General features: G+C 65.6%; 28 protein-coding genes. 3 read left to right on the forward strand and 25 right to left on the reverse strand.

The window, feature by feature from the left end; all coding sequences use genetic code 11:
* Nucleotides 1–53 precede the first annotated feature (53 nt).
* The 10 genes from A9513_RS26755 to ccmA form a co-directional block, all read right to left on the reverse strand.
* Nucleotides 54–458 (reverse strand): hypothetical protein, encoded by a 405-nt coding sequence (locus A9513_RS26755; protein WP_065086071.1) that lies wholly within the window; start codon nt 456–458, stop codon nt 54–56.
* Between the two features lie 23 nt (nt 459–481).
* A complete protein-coding gene (gene ccmI, locus A9513_RS26760; protein WP_065086072.1) occupies nt 482–1,693 on the reverse strand; it encodes a c-type cytochrome biogenesis protein CcmI in 1,212 nt (403 codons plus the stop codon).
* Complete coding sequence (locus tag A9513_RS26765; protein ID WP_065086073.1) at nt 1,690–2,160, reverse strand: cytochrome c-type biogenesis protein; 471 nt, start codon at nt 2,158–2,160, stop codon at nt 1,690–1,692. The genes ccmI and A9513_RS26765 overlap by 4 nt, the downstream gene beginning before the upstream one ends.
* On the reverse strand, nt 2,157–2,699 hold the full coding sequence (dsbE, locus tag A9513_RS26770) for a thiol:disulfide interchange protein DsbE (RefSeq protein WP_037013469.1): 543 nt from the start codon (nt 2,697–2,699) through the stop codon (nt 2,157–2,159). Before dsbE ends, A9513_RS26765 begins: the two co-directional genes overlap by 4 nt.
* 2 nt (nt 2,700–2,701) lie before the next feature.
* Nucleotides 2,702–4,675, reverse strand: a complete 1,974-nt coding sequence (locus A9513_RS26775) for a heme lyase CcmF/NrfE family subunit (RefSeq protein WP_065086074.1) — start codon at nt 4,673–4,675, stop codon at nt 2,702–2,704.
* Between the two features lie 2 nt (nt 4,676–4,677).
* Nucleotides 4,678–5,163 carry a cytochrome c maturation protein CcmE gene (ccmE, locus tag A9513_RS26780; protein WP_024765946.1) on the reverse strand — a complete coding sequence of 162 codons (486 nt, stop codon included), beginning with the start codon at nt 5,161–5,163 and terminating at the stop codon, nt 4,678–4,680.
* A complete protein-coding gene (ccmD, locus tag A9513_RS26785) occupies nt 5,160–5,336 on the reverse strand; it encodes a heme exporter protein CcmD (protein WP_024765945.1) in 177 nt (58 codons plus the stop codon). The genes ccmE and ccmD overlap by 4 nt, the downstream gene beginning before the upstream one ends.
* A complete protein-coding gene (locus A9513_RS26790) occupies nt 5,333–6,079 on the reverse strand; it encodes a heme ABC transporter permease (RefSeq protein ID WP_089285719.1) in 747 nt (248 codons plus the stop codon). Before A9513_RS26790 ends, ccmD begins: the two co-directional genes overlap by 4 nt.
* A gap of 65 nt (nt 6,080–6,144) precedes the next feature.
* The gene (gene ccmB / locus A9513_RS26795; protein WP_037007440.1) at nt 6,145–6,816 is read right to left on the reverse strand and encodes a heme exporter protein CcmB; all 672 of its coding nucleotides are present in this window, start codon (nt 6,814–6,816) and stop codon (nt 6,145–6,147) included.
* Nucleotides 6,813–7,466: a cytochrome c biogenesis heme-transporting ATPase CcmA gene (gene ccmA / locus A9513_RS26800; RefSeq protein WP_065086075.1), complete on the reverse strand. Its 654-nt coding sequence runs from the start codon at nt 7,464–7,466 to the stop codon at nt 6,813–6,815. The genes ccmB and ccmA overlap by 4 nt, the downstream gene beginning before the upstream one ends.
* A 260-nt stretch (nt 7,467–7,726) precedes the next feature.
* Between ccmA and A9513_RS26805 the strand changes: the two genes are divergently transcribed.
* Both A9513_RS26805 and A9513_RS26810 read left to right on the forward strand, forming a co-directional pair.
* Nucleotides 7,727–9,337, forward strand: coding sequence for a flagellar hook-length control protein FliK (locus A9513_RS26805; RefSeq protein WP_065086076.1), 1,611 nt, complete (start codon nt 7,727–7,729; stop codon nt 9,335–9,337).
* Nucleotides 9,334–9,675, forward strand: coding sequence for an EscU/YscU/HrcU family type III secretion system export apparatus switch protein (locus A9513_RS26810; RefSeq protein ID WP_065086077.1), 342 nt, complete (start codon nt 9,334–9,336; stop codon nt 9,673–9,675). The genes A9513_RS26805 and A9513_RS26810 overlap by 4 nt, the downstream gene beginning before the upstream one ends.
* 6 nt (nt 9,676–9,681) lie before the next feature.
* Here A9513_RS26810 and A9513_RS26815 read toward each other — a convergent pair whose 3' ends face one another.
* Nucleotides 9,682–10,179, reverse strand: coding sequence for a hypothetical protein (locus tag A9513_RS26815; RefSeq protein WP_024765938.1), 498 nt, complete (start codon nt 10,177–10,179; stop codon nt 9,682–9,684).
* Nucleotides 10,180–10,620: 441 nt separating this feature from the next.
* On the opposite strand from A9513_RS26815, the gene A9513_RS26820 reads away from it, so the two are divergent.
* Nucleotides 10,621–12,021 carry an amino acid permease gene (locus A9513_RS26820; RefSeq protein ID WP_065086120.1) on the forward strand — a complete coding sequence of 467 codons (1,401 nt, stop codon included), beginning with the start codon at nt 10,621–10,623 and terminating at the stop codon, nt 12,019–12,021.
* A gap of 66 nt (nt 12,022–12,087) precedes the next feature.
* Here the strand turns inward: A9513_RS26820 and A9513_RS26825 are convergent, their stop codons facing one another.
* The 14 genes from A9513_RS26825 to flhA all read right to left on the reverse strand — a co-directional run bounded on the left by A9513_RS26825 (nt 12,088) and on the right by flhA (nt 26,735).
* Complete coding sequence (locus tag A9513_RS26825) at nt 12,088–12,495, reverse strand: DUF2802 domain-containing protein (RefSeq protein WP_065086078.1); 408 nt, start codon at nt 12,493–12,495, stop codon at nt 12,088–12,090.
* Nucleotide 12,496: 1 nt separating this feature from the next.
* Complete coding sequence (locus tag A9513_RS26830) at nt 12,497–12,976, reverse strand: chemotaxis protein CheW (protein ID WP_015476565.1); 480 nt, start codon at nt 12,974–12,976, stop codon at nt 12,497–12,499.
* Between the two features lie 80 nt (nt 12,977–13,056).
* Nucleotides 13,057–14,001: a CheW domain-containing protein gene (locus A9513_RS26835; protein WP_024765936.1), complete on the reverse strand. Its 945-nt coding sequence runs from the start codon at nt 13,999–14,001 to the stop codon at nt 13,057–13,059.
* A 97-nt stretch (nt 14,002–14,098) separates the two neighbouring features.
* Nucleotides 14,099–14,887, reverse strand: a complete 789-nt coding sequence (locus A9513_RS26840) for a ParA family protein (protein ID WP_024765935.1) — start codon at nt 14,885–14,887, stop codon at nt 14,099–14,101.
* A gap of 52 nt (nt 14,888–14,939) precedes the next feature.
* Nucleotides 14,940–15,824, reverse strand: a complete 885-nt coding sequence (gene motD / locus A9513_RS26845; RefSeq protein ID WP_024765934.1) for a flagellar motor protein MotD — start codon at nt 15,822–15,824, stop codon at nt 14,940–14,942.
* A gap of 177 nt (nt 15,825–16,001) precedes the next feature.
* Nucleotides 16,002–16,742: a flagellar motor protein gene (locus A9513_RS26850; RefSeq protein ID WP_024765933.1), complete on the reverse strand. Its 741-nt coding sequence runs from the start codon at nt 16,740–16,742 to the stop codon at nt 16,002–16,004.
* Nucleotides 16,742–17,860: a chemotaxis response regulator protein-glutamate methylesterase gene (locus tag A9513_RS26855; RefSeq protein WP_065086079.1), complete on the reverse strand. Its 1,119-nt coding sequence runs from the start codon at nt 17,858–17,860 to the stop codon at nt 16,742–16,744. The genes A9513_RS26850 and A9513_RS26855 overlap by 1 nt, the downstream gene beginning before the upstream one ends.
* 62 nt (nt 17,861–17,922) lie before the next feature.
* Nucleotides 17,923–20,142: a chemotaxis protein CheA gene (locus A9513_RS26860; protein ID WP_065086080.1), complete on the reverse strand. Its 2,220-nt coding sequence runs from the start codon at nt 20,140–20,142 to the stop codon at nt 17,923–17,925.
* A 31-nt stretch (nt 20,143–20,173) separates the two neighbouring features.
* Nucleotides 20,174–20,956, reverse strand: a complete 783-nt coding sequence (locus A9513_RS26865; protein ID WP_065086081.1) for a protein phosphatase CheZ — start codon at nt 20,954–20,956, stop codon at nt 20,174–20,176.
* A 19-nt stretch (nt 20,957–20,975) separates the two neighbouring features.
* Nucleotides 20,976–21,350 carry a chemotaxis response regulator CheY gene (locus A9513_RS26870; RefSeq protein WP_085988857.1) on the reverse strand — a complete coding sequence of 125 codons (375 nt, stop codon included), beginning with the start codon at nt 21,348–21,350 and terminating at the stop codon, nt 20,976–20,978.
* A 197-nt stretch (nt 21,351–21,547) separates the two neighbouring features.
* A complete protein-coding gene (gene fliA, locus A9513_RS26875; protein ID WP_024764971.1) occupies nt 21,548–22,297 on the reverse strand; it encodes an RNA polymerase sigma factor FliA in 750 nt (249 codons plus the stop codon).
* Complete coding sequence (gene fleN, locus A9513_RS26880) at nt 22,294–23,121, reverse strand: flagellar synthesis regulator FleN (protein ID WP_017520297.1); 828 nt, start codon at nt 23,119–23,121, stop codon at nt 22,294–22,296. Before fleN ends, fliA begins: the two co-directional genes overlap by 4 nt.
* 164 nt (nt 23,122–23,285) lie before the next feature.
* Complete coding sequence (gene flhF / locus A9513_RS26885) at nt 23,286–24,596, reverse strand: flagellar biosynthesis protein FlhF (protein ID WP_065086082.1); 1,311 nt, start codon at nt 24,594–24,596, stop codon at nt 23,286–23,288.
* Between the two features lie 15 nt (nt 24,597–24,611).
* A complete protein-coding gene (flhA, locus tag A9513_RS26890) occupies nt 24,612–26,735 on the reverse strand; it encodes a flagellar biosynthesis protein FlhA (protein ID WP_065086083.1) in 2,124 nt (707 codons plus the stop codon).
* Nucleotides 26,736–26,780: the final 45 nt, after the last annotated feature.

A 26,780-nucleotide genomic window follows, 5' to 3' on the forward strand; every position in this document is an offset into this window, starting at 1 on the left:
GACACCGGCGTCAAGCGGTTCGCGAGCACGCTCGCTCCTACGAAAAGTCCGCGTTATGGCGCGTACTTGCGCGTCAGCCCCGGCGGCACGCCGCTGCTGTCGGTTTCGGTCCATGGGCCTTGCGGGCCGACGCTCCAGTACCAGCCGTTGTCCCAGTGGTAATAGGTACGCTGGCGGTAGTAGAGGTCCTTCTGACCCTGGATCACGTAGACGCCCAGGCTGGCATCCCAGCGCCCCTTGCCACCGGGCGGCGGGGCGAACTGGGTCGGGCGCTTGGCAGCCGGTGCGGAGCTCGGCTGCGGGGTGATCGGCGAAGACGACTGCTTGGGCGGCGGTGTCGGGGTAGTCGGATGCGCAGGCGGAGACGTCTGTTGTGGCGGCTGCTCAGGTTGCTGCGGCTGCACCACGCAACCACCCAGTACCAGCATGGCGCCCAGCGCCAGCACTCTGCCCTTCATCGCTCAACCCTCTCTTGTTCGTCTTACTTCTGATCCGGGCTGTCGATGGTGATGCTCTGCTCGCCCGCATTGGCAGTAGACAACGCTTCGCTGCGTCCGATCCATTCGCCAGTGATGGCATTGCCGGCGCGGGAGATGCGGGCGACCAGTTGCACCTGCGGGTGCTGCGACAGCTTGAGCTGCGGCATCATCGCGTCGGCGTCGCTGAGCGACACCTCGGTGGGCAGGTCGGCGACGGTCAGGCGCTTCACCGCCAGCGGCATCGGCGGGCCGCTCACTGCGCGGGCGAAGACGAACACGCTGTCGTCCGGCTTGACCTGGCCCTTCACGGCAGCGGTCAGGTCGACCTTCACTTTCAGGGTCACGCCGGCAGTCTGCGCAGCGGCAGGAGCCTCCGGCGGGATCTCGCCCTTCTCGACCATGCGCTGGCGGGCGCGCTCGATGCCACCGGCAATGGCGCTGCGGGACGGATCGTCCTGCGGCAGCACGGCAACCAGGCGGCCCCAGTAGTCGATGGCGTCGGCGTACTTCTCGTCCTCGAAGGCGGCGATGCCGAGCAGACCGAGGGTGGTGACTTCCTGCGGGTCCTTCTTCAGGGCTTCGTCGGCCAGCTCGCGGACCTGCTGGGTCAGCGCCTTGTCACCGGCGAAATACAGCGCCTGGGCCCACTGGCCGAGCACTTCCGGCTGGCGCCCGGAGAGGCGCGCGGCCTGCTCGAAAGCCTTGGCAGCGTCGCCGGCGCGGTTCTGGGTCATGTAGGTGCGGCCGAGGAAGTACCAGCCCTCGGCGGAATCCGGCTGGGCCTGCACAGCGCGCTCCAGGCGAGTAGTCATTTCTTCCATGGAATGCGGCGCGGTGGCAAATTCGCGGGCCAGGGCGACCTTGTCGCTGGCGCCCCAGTGCAGATACAGGCCCAGGGCGAGGAATGGCAGGACCAGCGCGACGATCATCGGCGCCGCACGGCCCAGGCGCGAGCGACGGTCCTCGCTGGCACCGTCGGTATCGGAGAGCAGCTCGCGGGCCGCTTCGGCGCGGCCGGCTTCGAGCTGAGCGTCGTCGAGGGTCCCAGCGTCACGCTGGGCGGTCAGCTCTGCCAGACGTTCCTGGTACAGGGCGACGTTGAGGGCGGTGCGGTCTTCCTCGGCCTGGGCCTTGCGGCCACGCAGCAGAGGGACGAGGAGAAATGCCAGGGCTACCAGCAACAGCAGGCCGGCAGCGAGCCAGAAATCGATCATTTGTCTTGGTTATCCAGCAATTGGTCGAGACGCGCCTGCTCCTCGGCGGACAGCGTGGTGGAAGTGGCAGCGGCCGGGCGACGGCGGCGCACGACGATGGCGCCGATGATGATCACGCCCAGCCCCAGCAGCGCGGCGGGGCCGAACCAGAGCAGCCAGGTGCGCTCGCTGACTTCGGGCTTGTAGCGCACGAACTCGCCGTAGCGGTCGACCATGTAGTCGACGATCTGCTGATTGCTCTTGCCGGCCGCCATCTGGGTGTAGATCTGCTTGCGCAGGTCGGCGGCGATCGGCGCGTTGGAGTCGGCGATGTCCTGGTTCTGGCACTTGGGGCAACGCAGTTCGGTGGTCAGGTCGCGGAAACGTTCACGCTCGGCGTCGTTGGCGAACTCGTAGGTGTCGATGGCCGCGTGGGCGATACCAGTGAGAGCGAGGCCCAGCGCTACGGCGGCAAGAAGTCGCTTCATTTGCCTTGCGCCTCGTCGACCAGCCCCTGGTAGATCGGCGCCAACTGCTCGCGCCAGACCTTCTCGTCGACGGCACCTACCAGCTTGTGGCGAATGATGCCGTCCTTGTCGATGATGTAGGTCTCCGGCGCGCCGTAGACGCCCAGGTCCAGGCCGAGGGTGCCCTGTGCGTCGGCGATGTTCAACAGGTAGGGGTTGTGCAGCTCCTTGAGCCACTTCTGCGCGGCGGCGCCGTCATCCTTGTAGTTGATACCGTAGATCACCACGCCCTTGGCGGCGAGGTCGGTCAGCACCGGATGCTCGAAGCGGCAGGTCGGGCACCAGGTGCCCCAGACGTTGACCAGCGCCGGCTTGCCCTTGATATCGGCCTCGGTGTAGGTCTTGCCCGGCTCGGTGACGCTGGGCAGGGAGAACGCCGGGAACGGCTTGCCGATCAGCGCCGAGGGCAGCTCGCTGGGGTCCAGCCACAGGCCACGGAAGAGGAATACCGCGACGACCAGGAAGATCGCCAGGGGCAACAGCAGGATCGCACGCTTCACACTCAGGCTCCCTGTCCGGCGAGGCCCAGGGCCTCGCGTACACGCGTTTTCACTTTCAGCCGGTAGCGACGGTCGAGCGCCGCCAGCACGCCGCCCAGGGCCATCAGCAGGCCACCGAGCCAGATGAAGCGCACGAAGGGCTTGATGTGCACGCGCACGGCCCAGGCGCCGTTATCCAGCGGCTCACCCAGGGCGACATAGAGGTCGCGGGTCAGGCTGCCGTGGATGCCGGCCTCGGTCATCATCGAGTTCTGCACGCTGTACAGGCGCTTCTCCGGGTGCAGCGTGGCGACTTCCGAACCATTGCGGGTCACGACGATGGTGCCCTTGTCGGAGGTGAAGTTCGGCCCTTCGAAGTGATGGGTGCCCTCGAAGCGGAACTGGTAGCCGGCCAGCTCGACCGACTCGCCCGGCGCCATGCGCAGGTCGCGCTGGGCGCTGAACTGGCTGGTGAGCACCACGCCGATGGCGCAGATGGCGATACCGAAGTGCGCCAGCTGCATGCCCCAGTAGCTGCGGTTCAGGCCCGCGGCACCGGCGATCACGCCCTTGTGGCGGACCTTGTCGAAGAAGTCACGCACACCGGCCAGCACCACCCAGGCCGCCAGCATGAACACGGCGAGCACTTCCCAGTGCAGCTCGCCATACAGGAAGCTGCCGAGGCCACCCAGCACCACGGTGCCGATCAGCACCGGGGTGAGCATGTTGCGCAGCCAGCGGGTCGGAGTGTCCTTCCAGCGCACCAGCACACCGACCGCCAGGGCCAGCATGAGGATGGCGATCAGCGGCACGAACAGGGCGTTGAAGTACGGCGGGCCGACCGACAGCTTGGCGCCGCTGATGGCGTCGAGCACCAGCGGGTAGAGGGTGCCCAGCAGGATCATCGAGGCGGTGACCACCAGGATCAGGTTGTTCAGCAGCAGCAGGGTCTCGCGGGACCACAGGGCGAAGCCGACCTGGCTCTTGACCACCGGCGCGCGCAGGGCGAACAGCGTCAGCGAGCCACCGACCACCACCAGCAGGAAGGCCAGGATGAACACGCCACGCTCGGGGTCCGAGGCGAAGGCGTGTACCGAGGTCAGTACACCGGAACGGACCAGGAAGGTGCCCAGCAGGCTCAGCGAGAAGGCCGCGATGGCCAGCAGCACGGTCCAGCTCTTGAACACGCCGCGCTTCTCGGTCACCGCCAGCGAGTGGATCAGCGCGGTGCCCACCAGCCAGGGCATGAACGAGGCGTTTTCCACCGGGTCCCAGAACCACCAGCCGCCCCAGCCCAGTTCGTAGTAGGCCCACCAGGAGCCCAGCACGATACCGACGCCGAGGAAGGTCCAGGCCACCAGCGTCCAGGGCCGCGACCAGCGCGCCCAGGCGGCGTCGAGTCGACCGCCGAGCAGCGCGGCAATAGCGAAGGCGAAGGCCACCGAGAAGCCCACGTAGCCCATGTAGAGCATCGGCGGGTGGATGATCAGGCCCGGGTCCTGCAGCAGCGGGTTGAGGTCGTTGCCGTCGGCCGGCACCTGCGGCAGCAGGCGGCTGAAGGGGTTGGAGGTGATGATCAGGAACAGCAGGAAACCGGTGCTGATCATGCCCATCACGGCCAGCACGCGGGCCAGCATCACTTCCGGCAACTGGCGGGAGAACACCGAGACAGCGAAGGTCCAGCCGCCGAGGATCAGCGCCCAGAGCAGCAGCGAGCCTTCGTGGGCGCCCCACACGGCGCTGAACTTGTAGTACCAGGGCAGCGCGCTGTTGGAGTTGCTGGCGACGTAGGCCACCGAGAAATCATCGTGGAGGAAGGCCCAGGTCAGGCAGCCGAAGGAGAACAGCAGGAAGGCGAACTGCCCCCAGGCTGCCGGGCGCGCCAGGCTCATCCACTGGCGATCGCCGCGCCAGGCGCCGATCAGCGGGAAGAACGACATCACCAGCGCCATGCACAGCGCGAGGATCAGCGAGAGGTGGCCGAGTTCGGGGACCATCGTCAGTTGCTCCCTTGTTGCGGCGCGGCATTGCCGTTCTGGCTGGCTTCGTAGTGCTCCAGCTTGCCGCTGTCCTTGAGTGCCTTGGTGACTTCCGGCGGCATGTATTTCTCGTCGTGCTTGGCCAGCACTTCATCGGCGGTCAGCACGCCGGCCTCGTTGATCTTGCCGAGGGCGACGATGCCCTGCCCTTCACGGAACAGATCAGGAAGGATGCCGCGGTACTTCACCGTGACTTCCTTGGCGAAGTCGGTGACCACGAACTCCACGTCCAGCGAATCCGCCGAACGCTTGAGCGAGCCCTTCTCCACCATGCCGCCGGCGCGGATACGCGTGTCGTGCGGCGCTTCGCCGTTGGCGATCTGGGTCGGGGTGTAGAACAGGTTGATATTTTCCTGCAGGGCCGACAGCGCCAGGCTGACGGCGACACCGACACCGGCAACGATGGCGAGAACGATGTACAGACGCTTCTTGCGGACCGGATTCACTTGCTGGCCTCCCGGCGCAGACGACGCGCCTCTTCTTGCAGGTAACGCCGGCGCGCCACGATGGGCGAGACGACGTTGATCGCCAGGACCACCGCGCAGATGGCGTAGGCGGACCACACGTAAGGGCCATGGTGCCCCATGGCGAGGAAATCGGAGAAAGACTCGAAACTCATAGCACGCGCTCCACCTCGGCCTTCACCCAGCTCGCGCGGGCTTCGCGCTTGAGCACTTCCAGGCGCATGCGCATCAACAGCACCACGGCGAAGAAGCAGTAGAAACCGGCGACCATCATCAGCAGCGGAATCCACATCTCCGGCGGCATTGGCGGCTTTTCGGTCAGGGTGAAGGTGGCCGGCTGGTGCAGGGTGTTCCACCAGTCCACCGAGTACTTGATGATCGGGATGTTCACCACGCCGACGATCGCCAGCACGGCGCAGGCCTTGGCGGCGCTGTCGCGGTTGGTGATGGCCTGGCCCAGGGCGATGATGCCGAAATACAGGAACAGCAGGATCAGCATCGAGGTCAGGCGTGCGTCCCAGACCCACCAGGCGCCCCAGGTCGGCTTGCCCCAGATGGCCCCGGTGACCAGCGCGACGAAGGTCATCCAGGCACCGATGGGCGCGGCGCACTGCACAGCGACGTCGGCGATCTTCATTTTCCAGATCAGGCCGATGGCGCCGGCCACGGCGAGCATGACGTAGCAGGACTGGGCGAGGAACGCCGCCGGTACGTGGATATAGATGATCCGGAAGCTGTTGCCCTGCTGGTAGTCCGGCGGTGCGAAGGCCAGGCCCCAGACGGTGCCGGCAGCCATCAGCACGATTGCAGCGACGGCGAACCACGGCAGCCAGCGTCCGCTGATCTCGTAGAACCACTTGGGCGAGCCAAGTTTGTGAAACCAAGTCCAGTTCATCATCAGGCTCTGTATTTCAAAGCTCTAGTCTGCCGCCGGTGCCGCTTCCCAGCCCGGCGATCGTTCGTTCACTCGCCGACGCTGATCTTCAGCCCGGCGGCGATGGCAAAGGGCGTCAGCGTCAATGCTAACGCCGTCAGGCTGGCCAGCCACAACAGGTGCCCGGCGGTGGGCAGCCCCTGCAGCGACGCCTGAAGCGCTCCGCTGCCCAGGATCAGCACCGGAATGTAGAGCGGCAGAATCAGCAAGGCCAGCAGCAGGCCGCCACGCTTGAGCCCGACGGTGAGTGCAGCGCCAACGGCGCCCAGCAGGCTCAGCACCGGCGTACCCAGCAGCAGCGACAGCAGCAGGTCCGCCAGGCAGCGCGCCGGCAGGCCCAGCATCAGGGCGAACAGCGGCGACAACAGCACCAGGGCCAGCCCTGAAACCAGCCAGTGTGCCAGCACTTTGGCCAGGACCAGTAGTGGCAGGGGGTGCGGCGAAAGGACCCACTGCTCCAGGGAACCATCCTCGAAATCGCTGCGGAACAGGCCGTCCAGCGACAGCAGCACCGCCAGCAATGCCGCGACCCAGACGAGGCCGGGCGAAAGGTTCTTGAGCATTTCCGATTCGGGGCCGACCGCCAGCGGGAACAGCGCGATGACGATGGCGAAGAACACCAAAGGATTAGCCAGCTCCGCCGGACGGCGGAACAGCAGGCGCGCTTCGCGGGCGAGCAGCAGGGTGAAGACGTTGCTCATCGCGCCGCCTCCCGTGCGTGCTGACCCAGGTCGAGGGCGCGATAGCCTGAAGGCATACGCTCCAGGGTGTGGTGGGTGGTCAGCACCACCAGGCCACCGCGCTCGCAATGGCCGGCGAGGTGTTCTTCGAGCTGCGCCACGCCCTGTTTGTCCAGGGCCGTGAAGGGTTCGTCGAGGATCCACAGCGGCGGCGCGTCGAGGTAAAGACGCGCCAGGGCCACGCGGCGCTGCTGGCCGGCGGACAGGGTATGGCAGGGAACGTCCTCGAAACCGCGCAGGCCGACGGCCTCCAGCGCTTGCCAGATGGCATCGCGGTTGGCCGGCTGGTGCAGCGCACAGAGCCAGGCGAGATTCTCTTCGGCGGTGAGCAGGCCCTTGATGCCGGCGGCGTGGCCGATCCACAACAGCAGCCGGGCCAGCTCGTGGCGTTGCTCGGCGAGCGGCTTGCCGTTGAGCAGCACCTCACCGGCGGTGGGCTGCATCAGCCCGCTGAGCAGGCGTAGCAGGCTGGTCTTGCCGCTGCCGTTGGGGCCGACGATCTGTAGCATCTCGCCCGCGCCCAGTCGCAAATCGAGACGCTCGAACAGCATGCGCCAGTCCCGCTCGCAGGCGAGCGCCACGGTTTCGAGGAGGGGATGGTTCAAGGGCATCGGCAACCGTCGGGCAGAAAACAGTCAGTGGTGCAAAAAAGCGGCCATACCGTCCGGACCGCCAAGCGCAGCCTCGGGCGGCGCATTATACACAGCCGTTCCTAAGCCCGACGTCAGGTTTTTCGACAGGGTGTAACGTCAAATCAGCGCACCCTGCCAGCCTCAAGCGCCCTGCCCCGCGGCCGCCGGACGGTCTAAAGTCCCTGCAATCGCCGCCGATACACTGGGCGTAATCCCGTCACGCCGCCTACAGGTCCCCGATGCCAAGCGAAATTGGCGCTTCCCGTCCGCTACCGCCTACGCCGTCGCTGCGCAGCACGCAGAACGCCGCCGAGCTGACGCTCAAGCTCGCGCAAAGCCTGGGCGATCTGCTGCCGCCGGGGGAAAAGGCCCATGCGGAAGTGCTGGCGGTACGTGACGGGCAGGTGAGTTTCCAGTTGCTGCTGCGCCTGACCATGGCCAGCGGCCAGCAGGCGCTGGTGGTGGCGGAAAGCTCCCAAGCGCTGCCCAAGGGCAGCACCCTTCAGCTGTCGACTCTGAACCAGACCAGCCTCGCCGCCACCCTGCTGACCCAACCAAGCCTGGGCTCGCTGGGCCTGGGCGGCGCCAGCCAGACACCGCTGGGAAGCCTCGACCTCGACGTATTGCCGGTCGGCACGCTGATCCAGGGCAAGGTCGATGCCAGCCAGTTGGTCGCCCTCGGCAAGGCCGAACAGGTGGTTTACAAGGTCCTGGTGACGCTGCTCAACACTCCGCTGGCCGGGCGCCAGCTGAGCATCGAATCGCCCAACCCGCTACCGCTCAACAGCCTGCTCAGCGCCCGTGTGCAGGACCAGCAGGCCTTGCAGTTCCTGCCGATGAATGCCCGCCTGGAACAGCTCGACCTGAGCCTGCAACTCAGCGCCCAGCAGAGCCGCCAGGGCCCGCTGGACGGACTGCTCAAGGCGCTGCAGGGCGCTGGCAGCAACCCGGACATCAGCCCAGAACTGCGCCAGTCAGTGGATAAGTTACTGGGGGCGCTGCCGGACGTGCGCCAGCTCAGTGACGCCAAGGGCGTGGCCCAGGCCTTCCAGCAGAGCGGCGCGTTCCTCGAAGGTCAGATGCTGCGCGGTGTCGAAAGCCTTCCCCTGGACCTCAAGGCCAACCTGCTACGGCTGATCGCCCAGTTGCTGCCTGCCGTGCAAGGCGGCACGGCGGCGGCCGTGCTGAACAATCTGCCGGGCAACGCCATGGCCGGTGCCAGCAATCTGGCGCAGGCCATGCCGGCCTTCGTGCGCAACGCCCTGGGTGTCATCGGCCAGACCAGCGGGCGCACGCCGTCAGCGATCAGCTTTCCGCTCCCCAGCCGGCTTGCCAGTGAACTGGAGCAGGAGGGTGATCTCGAATCGCTGCTCAAGCTCGCCGCGGCCGCGGTTTCGCGCCTGCAGACACACCAGTTGGGCAGCCTGGCGCAAAGCGACGTTCTCCCCGACGGTACGGTGGTGAATACCTGGCAGCTGGAAATCCCCCTGCGCCATCAACATCAGATGGTGCCGATCCAGGTGCGTATCCAGCAGGAAGAAAAGGACAGCCCGGCCAGCGAGCGCGAGCAGCAGACCCGCGACATGCTCTGGCGCGTCGACCTGGCATTCGACCTGGACAGCCTCGGCCCGCTGCAGGTCCAGGCCACCCTGGCCCACGGCAGCATCGGCACCCAGCTGTGGGCCGAGCGCGACACCACCGCCAACCTCATCGATGGCGAACTGGGCACCCTGCGCCAACGCCTGAGCGACGCCGGCCTGACCGTGGGCGAGCTGAGCTGCCGCCAGGGCAAGCCGCCCCAGGGGGCGCGGACGGCCGTGGAACAGCGCTGGGTGGATGAGACCGCATGAAGAAGGCCAGGAAAGCCCCACACCAGGTGATCGCGCTCAACTATGACGGGCAGAGCGCGCCGACCCTCACTGCCAAGGGTGACGACGAACTGGCGGAAACCATCCTCGCCATCGCCCGCCACCATGAGGTGCCGATCTACGAGAATGGTGAACTGGTGCGCCTGCTGGCGCGCCTGGAGCTGGGCGACGCGATTCCCGAGGCGCTCTACCGCACCATCGCCGAAATCATCGCCTTCGCCTGGTATCTCAAGGGCAAGAGCCCGCTGAACGACACGCCAGGGGCGCCGCCGGACGCGATGCCCCTGTTGCTGGAAGGACCGGACTTCCGGCGCCAGTGACCAGCCTCAGCTGCGACACTCGCAGCCGAGCTGGGCCGGCGGATGATCGCCTGCCGGGGCGAAATCGCAGAACTCGCGAACCGATTGACGGATTGGCTGCCGGTCCTCGCTGTGATAGAGCACCATGCCGCTGGTCACTTCGCGCAACTGCGCCAGCGACAGCGGCTTGTCCAGCACATCCAGCAGCGGTACGCGGTTGGCCCAGGCCCATTGCATCAGCCCGCGCTTTTCCTCGGCACTGTAGTGCCCGACCAGCAGGAACTGGCGGAAGGTATTGCTCTGACTCAGCGCCTTGAGGCTCAGCAGCTCGCCGGGCCCCGGGCGGAAGTCGTCATGGATGAACAGGCTGTAGCGTTGCCGGGTGGCGAGCGCCTTGCGTACTTCATCCAGGTTCAGGCACAGGCTCAGGTGATAGAACTCCAGACGATTGAGCAGCACGCTGTAGTTCAGCAGCCGACCGGGATGCGAGCACAGCACCATGGCACGTCGGGAAATGGTCGCCATATCGATGGCCTCGGGAGAAGTTTTGACGAGGCCAATTTAGCGACGATTTGACGCCTTTCTTATCAGATAAATCCGAATCACCCGTCAGCTTAATCCCACAAAATCCTGATCAGATGGATGGTAGTCCGCCGCTATCGCCCAACATCGGCACGGAACTGCCCCCCAGCTTTCGCCATCCATGCAGTCCGGATCGGAATATGGAACCTGTTCAACTTTGAGAGCCAGCCCGGCGACAGGTGGGCAAAAGCACATGAAGTCGCCGTTCTCTTCGGCTACACACAACCGTCAAGCTGTGCAGTGACCGGAACCGAACCGGCAGTCACCAGTGTCAATTGGACGACGGGGCGCCGGAAGGACGAGTTCTCGGTGATTCGATTGGCAAGCACCTCCATCCGTTCATGCCGTCCACCGTGCGGCAAGGGAAGTCTGATTTTGAGCAAGATGAATGATCTGGCCAGCGAGGCCCCCAGCACCGAACTCAAAGGCGGCCTGAAGTCCCGCCATCTGACCATGATGTCCATCGCAGGAGTGATCGGCGCGGCGCTTTTCGTCGGCTCCGGTAAGACCATCGCCATGGCGGGGCCGGCTGCGGTACTAGCCTACCTGGGCGGCGGCATTCTGGTGGTGCTGGTCATGCGGATGCTCGGCGAAATGGCCGTCTCGCAGCCCGATACCGGATCGTTCTCCACCTACGCCGACCGCGCCATCGGACGCTGGGCCGGTTTCACAATCGGCTGGCTGTACTGGTACTTCTGGGCTCTCCTGATGGGCTGGGAGGCCTTCGTCGCCGGCACCATCCTCAACAGCTGGTTCCCGATGATTCCGGGCTGGAGCTTCGCCCTGATCGTCACGCTGGCGTTGATGCTGGTGAACTTCATGAACGTGCGCAACTACGGCGAATTCGAGTTCTGGTTCGCCCTGATCAAGGTCGTTGCCATTGTCCTATTCATCTGCATCGGCGGCTTGGCGATCGCCCACCTGTGGCCATGGGGGAACACCAGCGGATGGTCGAACCTGACCGCCGTCGGTGGCTTCATGCCCAATGGCGGGCAGGCCGTGGTGGTAGCCCTGCTAGGCGTGATGTTCGCATTCCTCGGCGCCGAGATCGTCACCGTAGCCGCAGCCGAGTCGGCCAATCCCGGCAAGGAAATCATCAAGACGACTAGATCGGTGGTCTGGCGCATCTGCCTGTTCTACATCGGCTCGATCTTCATCGTGGTGGCCCTTGTGCCCTGGAACAACCCGCACCTTGGCGATCCGACCTGGGGTTCGTATCGCGTCACCCTGGATATGCTGGGTATTCCCCACACCGGTCTGATCGTCAATTTCATCGTCCTGACCTCGGTGTGCAGCTGCTTCAACTCGGCGCTCTACACGGCCTCGCGCATGCTCTACTCGCTGTCGCGACGCGGCGATGCCCATCGCATCATGCAGATCACCGGGCGCAGCACCGGCACCCCCTACGTGGGCGTGATGATCTCCAGCATCTTCGCCCTGGTGGCGATATTCCTGTCGGCCATGCACTGGATGGACGTGTATGACGTGCTGATGCAGGCCACCGGCACCATCGCCCTGTTGGTCTACCTCGTCATTGCGTTCTCCCAGTTGCGCATGCGCCGAAAGCTGGAAGCCGAGGGCCGGGACATCCAGCTCAAGGTCTGGCTGTTCCCGTGGCTGACCTATGCAGTGATCGTGTTCATCATCGGCGCCTTCATCATCATGGTCTGGGAAGGAACCTACTTCTACGAAGTCGTCTACACCCTGCTGCTGGCAACAGTCATCGTCGTCATGGGCATCGTCGCGCAGACGTTCAACATCGGCACGAACAGTCGCAAGCACTGAGTACGGCGACAATCACCACGCCCCACTTCCGGGGCCTGATTCATTTTCGGGCTAGATGCCCGGCACTCAGTCGCGCACCTTGCCCTGATGCAGGCGGGCGACCAGCTCGGCCTCGGCCTGGGACAGGCCGCAGCTCTGGGTCAGGTCTTCGGGGCTGGCGCCCATGCCGACCAGGCGCGCGGCCTGGCTGAAGGACAGGCTGGTGGGGTCGCGCTGCTCGATGCGCACCAGGCGCTCCGGCAGCGGCGCGACCTGTTTGGCCAGCTCGCGCAGCTCTTCGCCCATGCGGATATTGATCTGCTGGTACGACTCGATGCGCTTGCCCTGCTCTTTCAGGCGCTGCTCGAACACTGCCAGCTGCTTGGCCAGTTCGGCGGCCTGCGCCTGCTGTTCGCGCTGCCGGCCGGACAGCCAGACGCAGGCCAGCGCCAAACCGGCGCAGACGATACCGAGTACCACCAGGGCGATCAGCACCTCAGATGCTCTCCAGCTCCGACCACTCTTCCTCGGTCATCATCTTGTCCAACTCGACCAGGATCAGCAGCTCGCCGTTCTTGTTGCAGACGCCCTGGATGAACTTGGCCGACTCCTCGTTACCGACGTTCGGCGCGGTCTCGATCTCGGACTGGCGCAGGTAGACGACCTCGGCAACGCTGTCGACCAGGATGCCCACGACCTGCTTGTCGGCCTCGATGATGACGATGCGGGTGTTGTCCGAGACCGGCGCCGGGTCCAGGCCGAAACGCTGGCGGGTGTCGATCACGGTGACCACGTTGCCGCGCAGGTTGATGATGCCCAGCACGTAGCTCGGGGCACCGGGGACCGGCGCGATCTCGGTGTAGCGCAGCACTTCCTGGACCTGCATCACGTTGATGCCGTAGGTCTCGTTGTCCAGGCGGAAGGTGACCCACTGCAGAATCGGATCTTCGGCACCTTGCGCTGACGTTTTCTTCATATCCCCTCGCCTCTTCTGGTACCGCGCCGCCTGCGGCGCGATGGTTGTCTTTCAATAAGGTAGCGCCCGGCCTCAGGGCCTCAGGGCTTCAGGTGCTTCGCCGCGCCGCTGGCGATCAGTTCGGCCAGGGCCGAGACATCCAGCAGCGCGCACATCTGGTCGATCACCGTGCCGGCCAGCCACGGGCGCTGCTGGCGCTGGCTGCGCCACTTCACCTCGGACGGGTCGAGGCGCACCGAGCGGCTGACCTGGTGCACGGCCAGCCCCCACTCGTAGCCCTGCACGGAAATCACGTACTGCAGCCCCTCGCGGTAGTCGTCGCGGTAACGCTCGGGCATCACCCAGCGCGCGGTGTCGAGTACCTTCAGGTTGCCGTTCTGGCCCGGCAGGATGCCGAGGAACCAGTCGGGCTGGCCGAACAACGGGGTCAGGTCGTGCCCCGCCAGTGGATAAATGGAGCCCAGGCAGACCAGCGGCACTGCCAGGGTCAGCCCGGCGACGTCGAACAGCAGGCACTCGAACGGCTCGGCAGCCCATACCGGACGACCATCGTCGAGCAGCTTCAGCGGCGCAGCGGGCATCTCGGCACTGCCGGGCTGGTGCAGGTCGATGACCTGGCCGATCTGCGCCGGCGGCTCGTCGGCGATCGGCGCCTCGATGACCGGGGCGACCGGTTCAGGCAGCAGGGCTTCGATGACCTTGGGTTCAGCAACTGACGCGCGGGCGACGCCGCTCAGGCGCGCATCACGAACCTGCTCTTCGAGCACGGCCGCTTCGAATTCGTCGAGGCTGACGCTGGTTTCCGGCGCCTGCATCACCGCTGCCTGAGGTTCGGCGGTGAGTGGCTCCACCGGCTCGCTGACCACCAATGCCACCGCGGCGACCGGAACCGGTGCAACGGGTGCGGCAACGGGCTGCGCCAGCGGTTCCACGGCGAAGTCTTCGAAAGTGGCCTCCTGCAGCAGCGCGTCCAGGTAGGACTGCAGCGCGAGCTGGGGGCGAGTGGCGGTAGCGGAACGACTCATGATGGATAACCGCGCAAGGTAACTGTCCAGCCTATCGGCAGCGGATGCGCAGGACTTGAACGCATCCGTCGGATTCTTCTGTGGGTGCCAACCATGCTCAGGCTACCTGGCTCGCCGGCACATGGGCCAGCAGATGCTTGAGCAACGCACGGTAGGCGATCACGCCCCGGCTGTTGCTGTCGTTGCGCGATGGCACCATGCCCAGGCGGCTGGCGTCGCGCAGCTTGGTGTCCACCGGGATGAAGGCTTGCCACAGCGTGTCCGGGTAGGTATCGCGCAATACCCGCAGGGTGCCCAGGGAAGCCTGGGTCCGGCGGTCGAACAGGGTCGGCACGATGGTGAACGGCAGCGCCTGCTTGCGCGAGCGGTTGACCATCTTCAGGGTGTTGACCATGCGCTCCAGGCCCTTGAGGGCGAGGAACTCGGTCTGCACCGGGATCACCAGGTGCTGGCTGGCCGCCATGGCGTTGACCATCAGCACACCCAGCAGCGGCGGGCTGTCGATGATCGCGTAGTCGAATTCGTTCCACAGTTGCGCCAGGCTCTTGGCGATCACCAGGCCCAGGCCGTTCTGCCCCGGCGATTGGCGCTCCAGGGTGGCCAGCGCGGTGCTCGATGGCAGCAGACGGATGTTCTCGTGGCTGGTGGGCAGCAGCAGTGACTCGGGCAGTCCCTCGGGCACGTTGCCCTGGTGCAGGAACAGGTCGAAAACGCTGTGCTCCAGGCTGTCCGGGTCATGGCCGAAATAGCTGGTCATCGAGCCGTGGGGGTCCAGGTCGACGATCAGCACGCGCTTGCCGGCATCCGCCAGCAGGCCCGCCAAGGCGATGGAGGAAGTGGTCTTGCCGACGCCACCTTTCTGGTTGGCTACCGCCCAGACTTTCATAGTGCGCGCTCCCCGGTGGCACAGCATCGGCTCAGGATCGTAGTCATGGTTCTCATTGCCCTGTGGCCGATGACGAAGAATTGACGGCACCACTGGCGGGCGCCTCACTGGCAAGCACTGGTGCAGGTTGCGTGCCAGCATGCCGCAAGGCCGGATCGGGCTGTGCCTTGCCGCTACCGACGCCGCTGATGCTGCGGCGCACCTCCAGGTTGCGGGAGATCACCAGCACCACCCGGCGATTGCGAGCGCGGCCATCCGCCGTGGCATTGTCCGCCACTGGCTGGAATTCGCCATAGCCCACCGCCGCCAGCCGACCGGCGTCGAGGCCGTCCTGGGCGAGCATGCGGACGATGCTGGCGGCACGGGCCGCGGACAACTCCCAGTTGGTCGGGTACTGCGAATTATGGATCGGCACGTTGTCGGTGAAGCCTTCGACATGCACCGGGTTGCGGTAAGGCGCCAGAATCCTGGCGACCTTCTCGATGATGGCGAAGGCAGCGTCATTGGGGATCGCGTCACCGCTGGGGAACAGCAGGCTGGAATTGAGGGTGATCTCGATCCAGAACTCGTTGCCGCGCACCGACAGCTGTTCACTGGAGATCAGGTCGCCGAACGCCTGGCGCACGCTGTCGCTGATCTGCTGCAGGGTATCGGGGCTGCCCTGGGCCTGCCCCTCGTCCTGCGGCTCGGTGATCGACTGGTCCGGCTGCTGGGTGCGCGGGCGCTCCTCGCCGACGGGAATCGGGCGGATCGAACGGTCCGGCTGATTGAACACGCCGGTCAGGGTTTCCGAAAGGATCTTGTACTTGCCCTCGTTGATCGACGAGATCGAGTACATCACCACGAAGAAGGCGAACAGCAGGGTGATGAAGTCCGCATAGGACACCAGCCAACGTTCGTGATTCTCGTGTTCCTCGTGGCGTCTGCGGCGAGGCATGTCAGTGGCCTGCGCGATCGATTGACGAGATCAGCGTTGGATGCCTGGGGCTTCCAGACAGGGCGGCGAGACGAGCCATAGTTACTCTATGGCGAGGAGCGCCAACGCAGTATGGGAGACTCTGGCGCCGAAGATGGCTTGGCGAATCGGTCAAGCAGGCCACTTTGTCCCTCCCCCTCAGCCGACGAAGCCTTGCAGCTTCAGCTCGATGGAGCGCGGGTTCTCGCCTTCGGCGATGGACAGCAGGCCCTCCATCAACATTTCGCGGTAACACGACTGACGCAGCACGATGCTCTTGAGCTTGTTGCCGATGGGCAGCAGCAGGAGGTTGGCCAGGCCGACGCCATAGATGGTGGCGACGAAGGCCACGGCAATGCCGTTGCCCAACTGGCTGGGGTCGGCGAGGTTGCCCATCACGTGGATCAGGCCCATCACCGCGCCGATGATGCCGATGGTCGGCGAATAGCCACCCATGGCTTCAAATACTTTGGCCGCCGCGAGGTCGCGGCTTTCCTGGTTGTACAGGTCGACTTCGAGGATGCTGCGGATGGCCTCGGGCTCGGTGCCGTCCACCAGCAGTTGCAGGCCCTTGCGCGCATAGGGGTCACGCTCGGCGTCGGCGACGGTTTCCAGGCCCAGCAGGCCTTCCTTGCGCGCCGTCATGCTCCAGCCGACCACCTGGTTGATGCCGCCGACCAGGTCCACCTTGGGCGGCAGGACCATCCAGCGCAGCATGGTCAGCGCCCGCTTGAGCACTGCCACCGGGGTCTGCAGCAGCGCGGCGGCCAGGGTGCCGCCGACCACGATCAGCGCCGCCGGGCCGTTGGCCAGGGCACCGACGTGCCCGCCCTCGAGGAAGTTGCCACCGATGATGGCAACCAGCGCGAGGATCAGGCCGACCAGGCTGAGGACATCCATCAGCCGCAGGCCTCGGTCAGGTGGCGACCGATGTCGTCCAGGCTGTACACCGCATCGGCCAGGCCGGCCTTGGCGATCGCCATGGGCATGCCGTAGATCACGCAGCTGGCCTCATCCTGCGCCCAGACCTGGGCGCCGCCCTGCTTGAGCATGCGCGCACCTTCGCGGCCGTCGGCGCCCATGCCGGTGAGAACCACCGCCAACACCTTGTCGCCATAGGCCTTGGACGCGGAACCGAAGGTCACGTCGACACAGGGCTTGTAGTTCAGGCGCTCGTCGCCGGGGAGAATGCGGATAGCGCCGCGAGCGTCGACCATCATCTGCTTGCCGCCGGGAGCTAGCAACGCCACGCCGGGACGCAGTATGTCGCCATCCTCGGCTTCCTTGACGGTGATCTTGCACAGCTTGTCCAGGCGCTCGGCGAAGGCCTTGGTGAAGGCCGCCGGCATGTGCTGGATCAGCACCAGCGGCGCGGGGAAGTTGGCAGGCAGCTGGGTCAGGACCCGCTGCAGCGCCACCGGCCCACCGGTGGACGTACCGATGGCTACCAGCCGGTAGGGCTTACGCTTTGGGGCGGCGGAAGTCGTCGGCGCCGGAGTCGCTGGCGCATGGCTGCTGCCCGAGGAAGCGGGAGCGACATGGCGCGCGGCGCTGCTGGCCGCCGGTGCGGCTGAAGTCGGCGTGCTGGAGGAATAGGACGAGTACGCGGCAAAGCGGCGATTGCTCTTGGCGATGGTGTGGACCTTCTCGCACAGCAACTGGCGGACCTTGTCCGGGTTGCGCGAGATGTCCTCGAAGTTCTTCGGCAGGTAATCGACGGCGCCGGCGTCCAGCGCATCCAGGGTCACCCGCGCGCCCTCGTGGGTCAGCGAGGAGAACATCAGGACCGGTGTCGGGCAGCGCTGCATGATGGTTCGCACGGCGGTGATGCCATCCATCAGCGGCATCTCGTAGTCCATGGTGATCACGTCGGGCTTGAGCGCCAGCGCCTGATCGATCGCCTCGCGGCCGTTGGTCGCCGTGCCGACCACCTGGATCTGCGGATCAGCCGAAAGAATCTCCGAGACGCGGCGGCGGAAGAACCCCGAATCGTCCACCACCAGGACTTTGACAGCCATAGACACTCCTGAAAAAAACTTCTTCCATCACGGGCGCGGGCCTCGCGGCTCGCGCACGGTGGTCAGATACGACGGGCGTAGCGCTTGAGCATGCTCGGCACGTCGAGGATCAGCGCGATGCGCCCGTCCCCGGTGATGGTCGCTCCGGCCATGCCCGGCGTGCCTTGCAGCATCTTGCCCAGCGGCTTGATCACCACCTCTTCCTGGCCCACCAGTTGGTCGACCACGAAGCCGATGCGCTGGGTGCCCACGGAGAGGATCACCACGTGGCCCTCGCCCGGCTCGTCATGCTGCGCGCCCGGCACCAGCCAGCGCTTGAGGTAGAACAACGGCAGCGCCTTGTCGCGGACGATCACCACTTCCTGGCCGTCGACCACGTTGGTGTTCGACAGGTCGAGGTGGAAGATCTCGTTGACGTTGACCAGCGGGAAGGCGAAGGCCTGGTTGCCCAGCATCACCATCAGGGTCGGCATGATCGCCAGGGTCAGCGGGACCTTGATGACGATCTTCGAGCCCTGTCCCTTCGTCGAGTAGATGTTGATGATCCCGTTGAGCTGGGAAATCTTGGTCTTCACCACGTCCATGCCGACACCGCGGCCGGAGACGTCGGAAATCTCGGTCTTGGTCGAGAAGCCCGGCGCGAAGATCAGGTTGTAGCAGTCCGACTCGGACAGGCGATCGGCCGCGTCCTTGTCCAGCAGGCCCTTCTCCACCGCCTTGGCGCGCAGCACGTCCGGGTCCATGCCTTTGCCGTCGTCGGAGATCGACAGCAGGATGTGGTCGCCTTCCTGCTCGGCGGACAGCACCACCTTGCCCGAGCGCGACTTGCCGGCGGCTTCGCGCTCGTCCGGGCCTTCGATGCCGTGGTCGACCGCGTTGCGCACCAGGTGCACCAGCGGGTCGGCCAGGGCTTCGACCAGGTTCTTGTCCAGGTCGGTTTCTTCGCCGATCAGCTCGAGGTTGATCTCTTTCTTCAGGTTGCGCGCCAGGTCGCGGACCTGCCGCGGGAAGCGGCCGAAGACCTTTTTGATCGGCTGCATGCGGGTCTTCATGACCGACGACTGCAGGTCGGCGGTGACCACGTCGAGGTTGGAGACGGCCTTGGCCATCGCCTCGTCGCCGCTGTTCAGGCCCAGGCGCACCAGGCGGTTACGCACCAGCACCAGTTCGCCGACCATGTTCATGATCTCGTCCAGGCGGGCGGTGTCCACGCGCACGGTGGTCTCCGCTTCGTTGGCCGGCTTCTCTGCGGCGGCGGCCGTGCTGGGCTTGGCCGCGGCAGGCTTGGCGGCAGCAGCCGGTGCGGGCGCGGCGGCGGGCTTGGGCGCCGGCGCAGCAGGCTGGGCAGCCGGCTTGGCGGCCGCAACCGGCTCTTCCTTCGCGCCGGTGAACTGGCCCTTGCCGTGCAGCTCGTCGAGCAGCTTCTCGAATTCGTCGTCGGTGATGTTGTCGTCGCCGGAGGCCGCCGGGCCTTCCTCGGCCCTGGTCGCGGCAGCAGCCTCGACGGGAGCGGCGGCTTCTTCCTTCGCGCCGGTGAACTGGCCTTTGCCGTGCAACTGGTCGAGCAGCGCTTCGAACTCATCGTCGCTGATCTCGTCACCGCCACTGGCGGCCGGAGCCTCGGCCAGCGGAGCCGGGGCGGCCTTGGCGGCTTCCTTGGCGCCGGCACTGAACTGGCCCTTGCCGTGCAACTGGTCGAGGAGTGCTTCGAATTCGTCGTCGGTGATGTCGTCGCCACCCGCGCCAACCGGTGCGGCAGGCGCATCAGCGGTGGGCTCGAGGGCATCCATCAGTTGCTCGAACTCGGCGTCGGTGATGTCGCCGTAGGCGGCTGGAGCTTCTTCCGCAACTGGCTCTTCCACGGCCGGAGCAGGAGCTTCGGCCGGGGCGGCGTTCGGGTCGGCCAGGCGCGACAGGGCAGCGAGCAGCTCGGGCGTCGCCGGAGTCGGCTCCTGCGCGTCACGCACCTGCTGGAACATGACGTTGACGGTATCCAGCGCCTGCAGCATCACGTCCATCAGCTCGGCATCCACGCGGCGTTCGCCCTTGCGCAGCATGTCGAACACGTTTTCGGCGATGTGGCAGCACTCCACCAGCGCGTTCAGCTGGAGGAAGCCGGCACCACCCTTGACGGTGTGGAACCCACGGAAGATGGCATTGAGCAGGTCCATGTCTTCCGGGCGGCTTTCCAGCTCGACCAGTTGCTCGGACAGTAGCTCGAGAATCTCGCCGGCCTCCACCAGGAAGTCCTGGAGGATTTCGTCATCGGCGTCGAAGCTCATTCGGTGCTCCCTCTACAGCGTCAGGCGACGCTTAAAAACCAAGGCTGGACAACAGGTCGTCGACATCGTCCTGACCGGACACGACGTCCTTTCTTGTATCGGCAGCAATCTGCGGACCTTCACCCTTGGACGATCTTTCTTTTTCCACCGCGTCGCGCATGCCGTCGTGGTCATGCTCGATACCGGCGTAGCGATCGACCTGACCCGCCATCCAGACCAGCTTGACCAGGTTCGACTCGACCTCGGTCACCAGCTTGGTGACGCGCTTGATCACCTGCCCGGTGAGGTCCTGGAAGTCCTGCGCCAGCAGGATGTCGTTCAGGTGGGCGGAGAGCTTGCGGCTGTCCTGGGCGCTGATGTAGAGGAACTGCTCGACGCGCTTGGCCAGGTCGCGGAAGGCCTCGGCGCCCAGCTCGCGGCGCATGAAGCGCGACCAGTCTTCCTGCAGCTCCTTGGCCTGGGTCTCGATGTGCATGACCACCGGAGTGCACTCCTCCACCAGGTCCATGGTGCGATTGGCCGCTTTCTCGGTCATCGTCACCACGTAGGACAGGCGGTCGGTCGCGTCGGCGATCTGCGACATCTCCTCGGCGTGCCGGGAGTTGGGATCGATCTGGAAGTTGACGATGGCGTTGTGCAGCTCGCGGGTGAGCTTGCCGACCTCCTGGTAGAGGCCTCGGTCGCGCGCCTGGTTAAGCTCGGAGATCAGTTGCACGGCGGTCTGAACGTCGCCGCGTTCGAGGCAGTCGACCAATTCGCGCGCGTGTTTTTTCAGGGTCGACTCGAAGTCACCCGCGGATTCGTTGAAATCCATGACGCCCTCTATGCCGGCCTTAGCTGCCGACCCGCTCGAAAATCTTCTCGATCTTTTCTTTCAGCACCTGAGCGGTGAAAGGCTTGACCACATAGCCGTTGACCCCGGCCTGGGCCGCTTCGATGATCTGGTCGCGCTTGGCTTCGGCGGTGACCATCAGCACCGGCAGGTGCTTGAGGCGCTCGTCGGCGCGGACCGCACGAAGCAGGTCGATGCCGGTCATGCCGGGCATGTTCCAGTCGGTCACGAGGAAATCGAAGTTGCCGCTGTGCAGCATCGGCAGCGCAGTGGTGCCGTCGTCGGCTTCTGCGGTGTTGGTGAACCCCAGGTCTCGCAGGAGGTTCTTGATGATGCGCCTCATCGTGGAAAAGTCGTCCACGATGAGAATTTTCATGTTCTTGTCCAAACCTGCCTCCATCGATACCAAACGCGCCTTGGCGGGCGTGCCGTCAATTCATTGAGCGCCGTGCGCTCTTTGGGGTGGATGCGTCAAAGGAACGTCACCCAAAAATTCGTAAGCCTATAACTTGCCTAAGGAAATTCCTTTCAGGCTTTACGCTCAGAACAAGCAGCCGCGAAACTACCCGATGCTCAGCGCGCGCGCCACTCCGCCAGTCGCGAGCGCAGGCGCGCGGCGCACTGGCTGTGCAGCTGGCTGACGCGGGACTCGCTGACGCCCAGTACTTCGCCGATCTCCTTGAGGTTGAGCTCCTCGTCGTAGTACAGCGCCAGGACCAGCCGCTCGCGCTCGGGCAGCTTGGTGATGGCGTCGGCCAGCGCCGCCTGGAAGCGTTCGTCTTCCAGGCCGTGGGACGGCTCGTTGTCGTGATGCGAAGCGTCTTCGGCAAGGCCACCGCCCTGTTCACCGTCCTGCAACATGTCATCGAAGCTGTACAACCGGCTGCCCTGGGTGTCGCTGAGGATGCCGTAATAATCTTCGAGGCTCATATTGAGTTCGGCAGCAACCTCCTGATCTTTAGCGTCACGTCCGGTGCGCGCCTCGACGGCGCGGATGGCGTCGCTGACCATACGGGTGTTGCGGTGCACCGAACGGGGCGCCCAATCGCCCTTGCGCACCTCGTCGAGCATGGCGCCACGGATACGGATGCCGGCGTAGGTCTCGAAGCTCGCGCCCTTGCCCGCGTCGTACTTCTTCGCCGCCTCCAGCAGGCCGATCATCCCGGCCTGCATCAGGTCCTCCACCTGCACGCTGGCCGGCAGACGGCCCAGCAGGTGGTAGGCGATGCGCTTCACCAGTGGTGCGTGTTTCTGGATCAGCAGTTCCTGGGAGTTATGCGCCTGTGCCTTGCTGTACATACGCGCTCCGGAGGCCGCGGTCATACGGCCGAACCCGTGGGATGTTGCACCAGGCGCTCGACGAAGAACTCCAGGTGCCCTCGTGGGTTGGCCGGCAGCGGCCAGCTGTCGACCTTCTGCGCCACCGCCCGGAAGGCCAGGGAAGCCTTGCTGCGCGGGAACGCCTCATACACCGAACGCTGCTTCTGCACCGCCTTGCGCACCGACTCGTCGTAGGGGATGGCGCCGACGTACTGCAGCGCCACGTCGAGGAAACGGTCGGTGACCTTGGTCAGCTTGGCGAACAGGTTGCGGCCCTCCTGGGGGCTGTGGGCCATGTTCGCCAGCACGCGGAAACGGGTCATGCCGTAGTCGCGGTTGAGCAGCTTGATCAAAGCATAGGCATCGGTGATGGACGTGGGTTCATCGCAGACGACCAGCAGTACTTCCTGGGCCGCGCGAACGAAGCTCACCACCGAGTCGCCGATACCGGCGGCGGTGTCCACCACCAGCACGTCGATGTTGTCGCTGATGTCGCTGAAAGCCTGGATCAGGCCGGCATGCTGCATCGGCGTGAGGTGCACCATGCTCTGGGTGCCCGAGGCCGCCGGGACGATGCGGATGCCGCCGGGCCCCTGGAGGATCACGTCGCGCAGGTCGCATTCGCCTTCGATCACGTCGGCCAGCGTGCGCTTGGGCGACAGGCCCAGCAGCACGTCGACGTTGGCCAGGCCAAGGTCGGCGTCCAGCAGCATGACGCGGCGACCAAGATCGGCCAGCGCCAGCGACAGATTCACCGACACGTTGGTCTTGCCCACGCCACCCTTGCCACCGGTGACTGCGATTACCTGAACGGGATGCATGCCCATATCAATACCTTGTCTCGTCGTTCGACCGTCACGCTTCTGGCGTTTCGGCTAATCCGGCTGCGGTGCTCCACCGCTTCCGGTGCTCGCGGATCATCTTGCAGAGCATCCGCATCGCTTGGGCGGCCCAACCGGCCGCCCCACGCCCCACCCGGGGCTCACAATCCTCAGCTGGCGCGACGCACCGGCTGCTGGTAAAGGCCGGCGAACATGTCGGCCATGGCGTCCTCGCTGGGCTCTTCCGGCGACTGCAGGCTCACCGCACGGCTGACCAGTTGGTGCGCGCGTGCCACATGCAGGTCATCCGGGATCTTCGGCCCGTCAGCCAGATAGGCTACCGGGAGATGCTGGCTGATAGCCAGAGCCAGAGCTTCGCCGAGGCTTCCCGCTTCGTCCAGCTTGGTCAGGATGCACCCGGCCAGCCCACAGGAACGATAGTTCTGCCAGGCGGACTTGAGCACCTGGCTCTGGCTGGTCGCGGCCAGCACGAGGTAATTCTTCACGTTCAGGCTCAGCGACGACAGCGCTTCGAGCTGCATGCGCAGCGCCGGATCGTTGGCCGGCAGGCCGGCGGTGTCGATCAGCACCAGACGCTTGCGCGCCAGCGGCGCCATCGCCTGGATCAGCGACTGGCCAGGATCGACCAGGGTCACCGGCACATTGAGGATACGGCCCAGGGTCTTGATCTGCTCCTGGGCGCCGATGCGGAAGCTGTCCATGGACACCAGGGCAATGCTCTGCGCGCCGTACTTGAGTACGTAGCGGGCAGCCAGCTTGGCCAGGGTGGTGGTCTTGCCCATGCCGGCCGGGCCGACCAGGGCGATCACGCCGCCCTGCTCCAGCAGGTCGGTTTCCGGGGTGTTGATCGAGCGCGCCAGGTGCGCCAGCAGCATGCGCCAGGCCTGCTTCGGATCGGCGATGGAGGCTACGCGCTCCAGCAGGCTGCGCGACAGGTCGGCCGGCAGGCCCATGCGCTGCAGGCGACGCCACAGGTTGGCCTGCTTCGGGCGCTGGTTCTGCAGCTGGTTCCAGGCGATGGAGCCCAGTTGCACTTCAATCAGTTCACGCAGGCCGTTGAGCTCGAAGCGCATGGCTTCCAGCGCCTGCTGGCCGGCGGCAGCCGGCGTCGGGGCGGCCGGCGCGGCCATGGCTTCGGCCAGGGTCTCGGCAGCACTGCGGCGCGGCGATTCGGTGCCGTACATTTGACGGTCCTTGCGCACGCCATCGGTTGCGCGGGCCGGGGCCGACAGGTCCGCCTTGGCCTGGGCGATCTTCGCCTGGGTCTTGCGCAGCTCGGCTTCCAGCGCCGGGTTCGGCTTGCTGGCGGCCACCGGTGCCTGGTAATCCAGCGCGGCGGTCAGCTCCACGCCGCCGGCGACACGGCGGTTGCCGATGATCGAGGCATCCGGGCCCAGCTCGTCACGGACCAGTTTCATGGCCTGACGCATATCGGCGGCGAAGAAGCGTTTTACCTGCATGGCCTAGGACCTCAATCAGTTCTGCCCAACAGTGGCGACAATCGTGACTTGTTTGTTGTCCGGGATTTCCTGGTAAGCCAGCACGTTCATGGTGGGAACCGCCATCCGGGCGAATCGCGACATCATCGCGCGGATGGGACCTGCCACCAGCAGAATCGCCGGCTTGCCGAGCATCTCCTGACGCTGCGCCGCTTCAACCATCGAGCGTTGCAGCTTTTCGGCCATTCCGGGTTCCAGCAACATGCCGTCTTCGGAGCCCTGTCCGGCCTTCTGAAGACTATTGAGCAATATCTGTTCCAACCTGGGTTCCAGAGTGATCACAGGCAGCTCCGGCTCTAGTCCCACAATGGTTTGCACGATTGCGCGGGACAGCGCGACGCGGACCGCCGCCACCATCGCGGCGGGATCTTGACTCTTCGCCGCCACGTTGGCGATGGCCTCGGCGATGGTGCGGATATCGCGTACCGGCACCTGCTCCTGCAGGAGTGCCTGAAGCACCTTGAGCAGGGTCGACAGGGAAATCAGCCCCGGCACCAGCTCCTCGGCGAGCTTGGGCGAGGTCTTGGCCAGCAGTTGCATCAGTTGCTGGACTTCCTCGTGGCCGAGCAGCTCGTGGGCATGCTTGTGCAGCACCTGGTTCAGGTGAGTGGCAACCACGGTGCTGGCGTCCACCACGGTGTAGCCCAGGGACTGCGCCTGGTCGCGCTGCGAGGCCTCGATCCAGACGGCTTCCAGGCCGAAGGCCGGGTCCTTGCCGGCGATGCCGTTGAGGGTGCCGAACACCTGGCCGGGGTTGATCGCCAGGTCGCGGTCCGGATAGATCTCGGCTTCGGCCACGCTGACACCCATCAGCGTCAGGCGATAGGCGTTGGGCAGCAGGTCGAGGTTGTCGCGGATATGCACCGACGGCATCAGGAAGCCCAGGTCCTGGGACAGCTTCTTGCGTACGCCCTTGATCCGCGCCAGCAGCTGGCCGCCCTGGTTGCGGTCCACCAGCGGAATCAGGCGGTAGCCCACTTCCAGGCCGACCATGTCCACCGGAGTCACGTCATCCCAGCCCAGTTCCTTGGTCTGCTCGGCGCGCTGGGCGGGCAGCAGTTCCTGCTGGGTCTGGGCTTCCTGCTCGGCCTTCTGGCTGGCCTTGCGCTGGCGGCTCCAGATCATCCAGGCGCCGCCGGCAGCCAGGACACCCAGGCCGACGAAGGAAACGTGCGGCATGCCGGGCACCAGGCCCATGGCGATGAGGATGGCGGCAGAGATGGCCAGCGCCTTGGGCGAGGCGAACATCTGACGGTTGACCTGGGCCCCCATGTCCTCGGAGCTGGACACACGCGTCACCATGATCGCGGCGGCGGTGGACAGCAGCAGCGAGGGCAACTGCGCCACCAGACCGTCACCGATGGTCAGCAGGGCGTAGACCTTGCCGGCATCGCCGAAGCTCATCGAGTGCTGGATCACCCCGATGGCCACACCACCGATGAGGTTGATGAACAGGATCAGCAGGCCGGCGACGGCGTCGCCGCGGACGAACTTGCTGGCACCGTCCATGGAGCCGTAGAAGTCGGCTTCCTGGGCCACTTCGGCGCGGCGCTTCTTGGCTTCCGCCTGCTCGATCAGGCCGGCATTGAGGTCGGCATCGATGGCCATCTGCTTGCCGGGCATGGCGTCGAGGGTGAAACGCGCACTCACCTCGGAGATACGCCCGGCGCCCTTGGTGACCACCACGAAGTTGATGATCATGAGGATCGCGAAGACCACGATGCCGACGACGTAGTTGCCGCCGATCACCACCTCGCCGAAGGCCTGGATCACCTTGCCGGCGGCCGCGTGACCGTCGTGGCCGTGCAGCAGCACGACGCGGGTGGACGCGACGTTCAGCGCCAGGCGCAGCAGGGTGGCGACCAGCAGGATGGTCGGGAAGACGGCGAAATCCAGCGGGCGCAGGGCATACACGCTGACCAGCAGGACGACGATGGACAGCGCGATGTTGAAGGTGAACAGCACATCCAGCAGGAACGGCGGGATGGGCAGGGTCATCATCGCCAGCATCGCCAGCAGCAGCAGCGGCACGCCGAGGTTGCCTCGGCTGAGCCCTACCAGGTTGCTGCGAACAGTGCCGATCAGTTGCGTACGATCCACCCGAATTTCCCCTGCGCGTGGGTGGCCGAGGCAGCCACCGGATCA

The organism is Pseudomonas sp. AU12215, from assembly GCF_001675465.2.
GTDB classification, from domain to species: Bacteria; Pseudomonadota; Gammaproteobacteria; order Pseudomonadales; family Pseudomonadaceae; genus Pseudomonas; species Pseudomonas nitroreducens.

Excerpts from the sequence above, each read along its gene's own strand:
- A9513_RS26755 (WP_065086071.1), bottom strand. The coding sequence starts at position 458 with ATGAAGGGCAGAGTGCTGGCGCTGGGCGCCATGCTGGTACTGGGTGGT.
- ccmI (WP_065086072.1), bottom strand. The coding sequence starts at position 1,693 with ATGATCGATTTCTGGCTCGCTGCCGGCCTGCTGTTGCTGGTAGCCCTG.
- A9513_RS26765 (WP_065086073.1), bottom strand. The coding sequence starts at position 2,160 with ATGAAGCGACTTCTTGCCGCCGTAGCGCTGGGCCTCGCTCTCACTGGT.
- A9513_RS26775 (WP_065086074.1), bottom strand. The coding sequence starts at position 4,675 with ATGGTCCCCGAACTCGGCCACCTCTCGCTGATCCTCGCGCTGTGCATG.
- ccmD (WP_024765945.1), bottom strand. The coding sequence starts at position 5,336 with ATGAGTTTCGAGTCTTTCTCCGATTTCCTCGCCATGGGGCACCATGGC.
- A9513_RS26790 (WP_089285719.1), bottom strand. The coding sequence starts at position 6,079 with ATGATGAACTGGACTTGGTTTCACAAACTTGGCTCGCCCAAGTGGTTC.
- ccmB (WP_037007440.1), bottom strand. The coding sequence starts at position 6,816 with ATGAGCAACGTCTTCACCCTGCTGCTCGCCCGCGAAGCGCGCCTGCTG.
- ccmA (WP_065086075.1), bottom strand. The coding sequence starts at position 7,466 with ATGCCCTTGAACCATCCCCTCCTCGAAACCGTGGCGCTCGCCTGCGAG.
- A9513_RS26805 (WP_065086076.1), top strand. The coding sequence starts at position 7,727 with ATGCCAAGCGAAATTGGCGCTTCCCGTCCGCTACCGCCTACGCCGTCG.
- A9513_RS26810 (WP_065086077.1), top strand. The coding sequence starts at position 9,334 with ATGAAGAAGGCCAGGAAAGCCCCACACCAGGTGATCGCGCTCAACTAT.
- A9513_RS26815 (WP_024765938.1), bottom strand. The coding sequence starts at position 10,179 with ATGGCGACCATTTCCCGACGTGCCATGGTGCTGTGCTCGCATCCCGGT.
- A9513_RS26820 (WP_065086120.1), top strand. The coding sequence starts at position 10,621 with ATGAATGATCTGGCCAGCGAGGCCCCCAGCACCGAACTCAAAGGCGGC.
- A9513_RS26830 (WP_015476565.1), bottom strand. The coding sequence starts at position 12,976 with ATGAAGAAAACGTCAGCGCAAGGTGCCGAAGATCCGATTCTGCAGTGG.
- A9513_RS26835 (WP_024765936.1), bottom strand. The coding sequence starts at position 14,001 with ATGAGTCGTTCCGCTACCGCCACTCGCCCCCAGCTCGCGCTGCAGTCC.
- A9513_RS26840 (WP_024765935.1), bottom strand. The coding sequence starts at position 14,887 with ATGAAAGTCTGGGCGGTAGCCAACCAGAAAGGTGGCGTCGGCAAGACC.
- motD (WP_024765934.1), bottom strand. The coding sequence starts at position 15,824 with ATGCCTCGCCGCAGACGCCACGAGGAACACGAGAATCACGAACGTTGG.
- A9513_RS26850 (WP_024765933.1), bottom strand. The coding sequence starts at position 16,742 with ATGGATGTCCTCAGCCTGGTCGGCCTGATCCTCGCGCTGGTTGCCATC.
- A9513_RS26855 (WP_065086079.1), bottom strand. The coding sequence starts at position 17,860 with ATGGCTGTCAAAGTCCTGGTGGTGGACGATTCGGGGTTCTTCCGCCGC.
- A9513_RS26860 (WP_065086080.1), bottom strand. The coding sequence starts at position 20,142 with ATGAGCTTCGACGCCGATGACGAAATCCTCCAGGACTTCCTGGTGGAG.
- A9513_RS26865 (WP_065086081.1), bottom strand. The coding sequence starts at position 20,956 with ATGGATTTCAACGAATCCGCGGGTGACTTCGAGTCGACCCTGAAAAAA.
- A9513_RS26870 (WP_085988857.1), bottom strand. The coding sequence starts at position 21,350 with ATGAAAATTCTCATCGTGGACGACTTTTCCACGATGAGGCGCATCATC.
- fliA (WP_024764971.1), bottom strand. The coding sequence starts at position 22,297 with ATGACCGCGGCCTCCGGAGCGCGTATGTACAGCAAGGCACAGGCGCAT.
- fleN (WP_017520297.1), bottom strand. The coding sequence starts at position 23,121 with ATGGGCATGCATCCCGTTCAGGTAATCGCAGTCACCGGTGGCAAGGGT.
- flhF (WP_065086082.1), bottom strand. The coding sequence starts at position 24,596 with ATGCAGGTAAAACGCTTCTTCGCCGCCGATATGCGTCAGGCCATGAAA.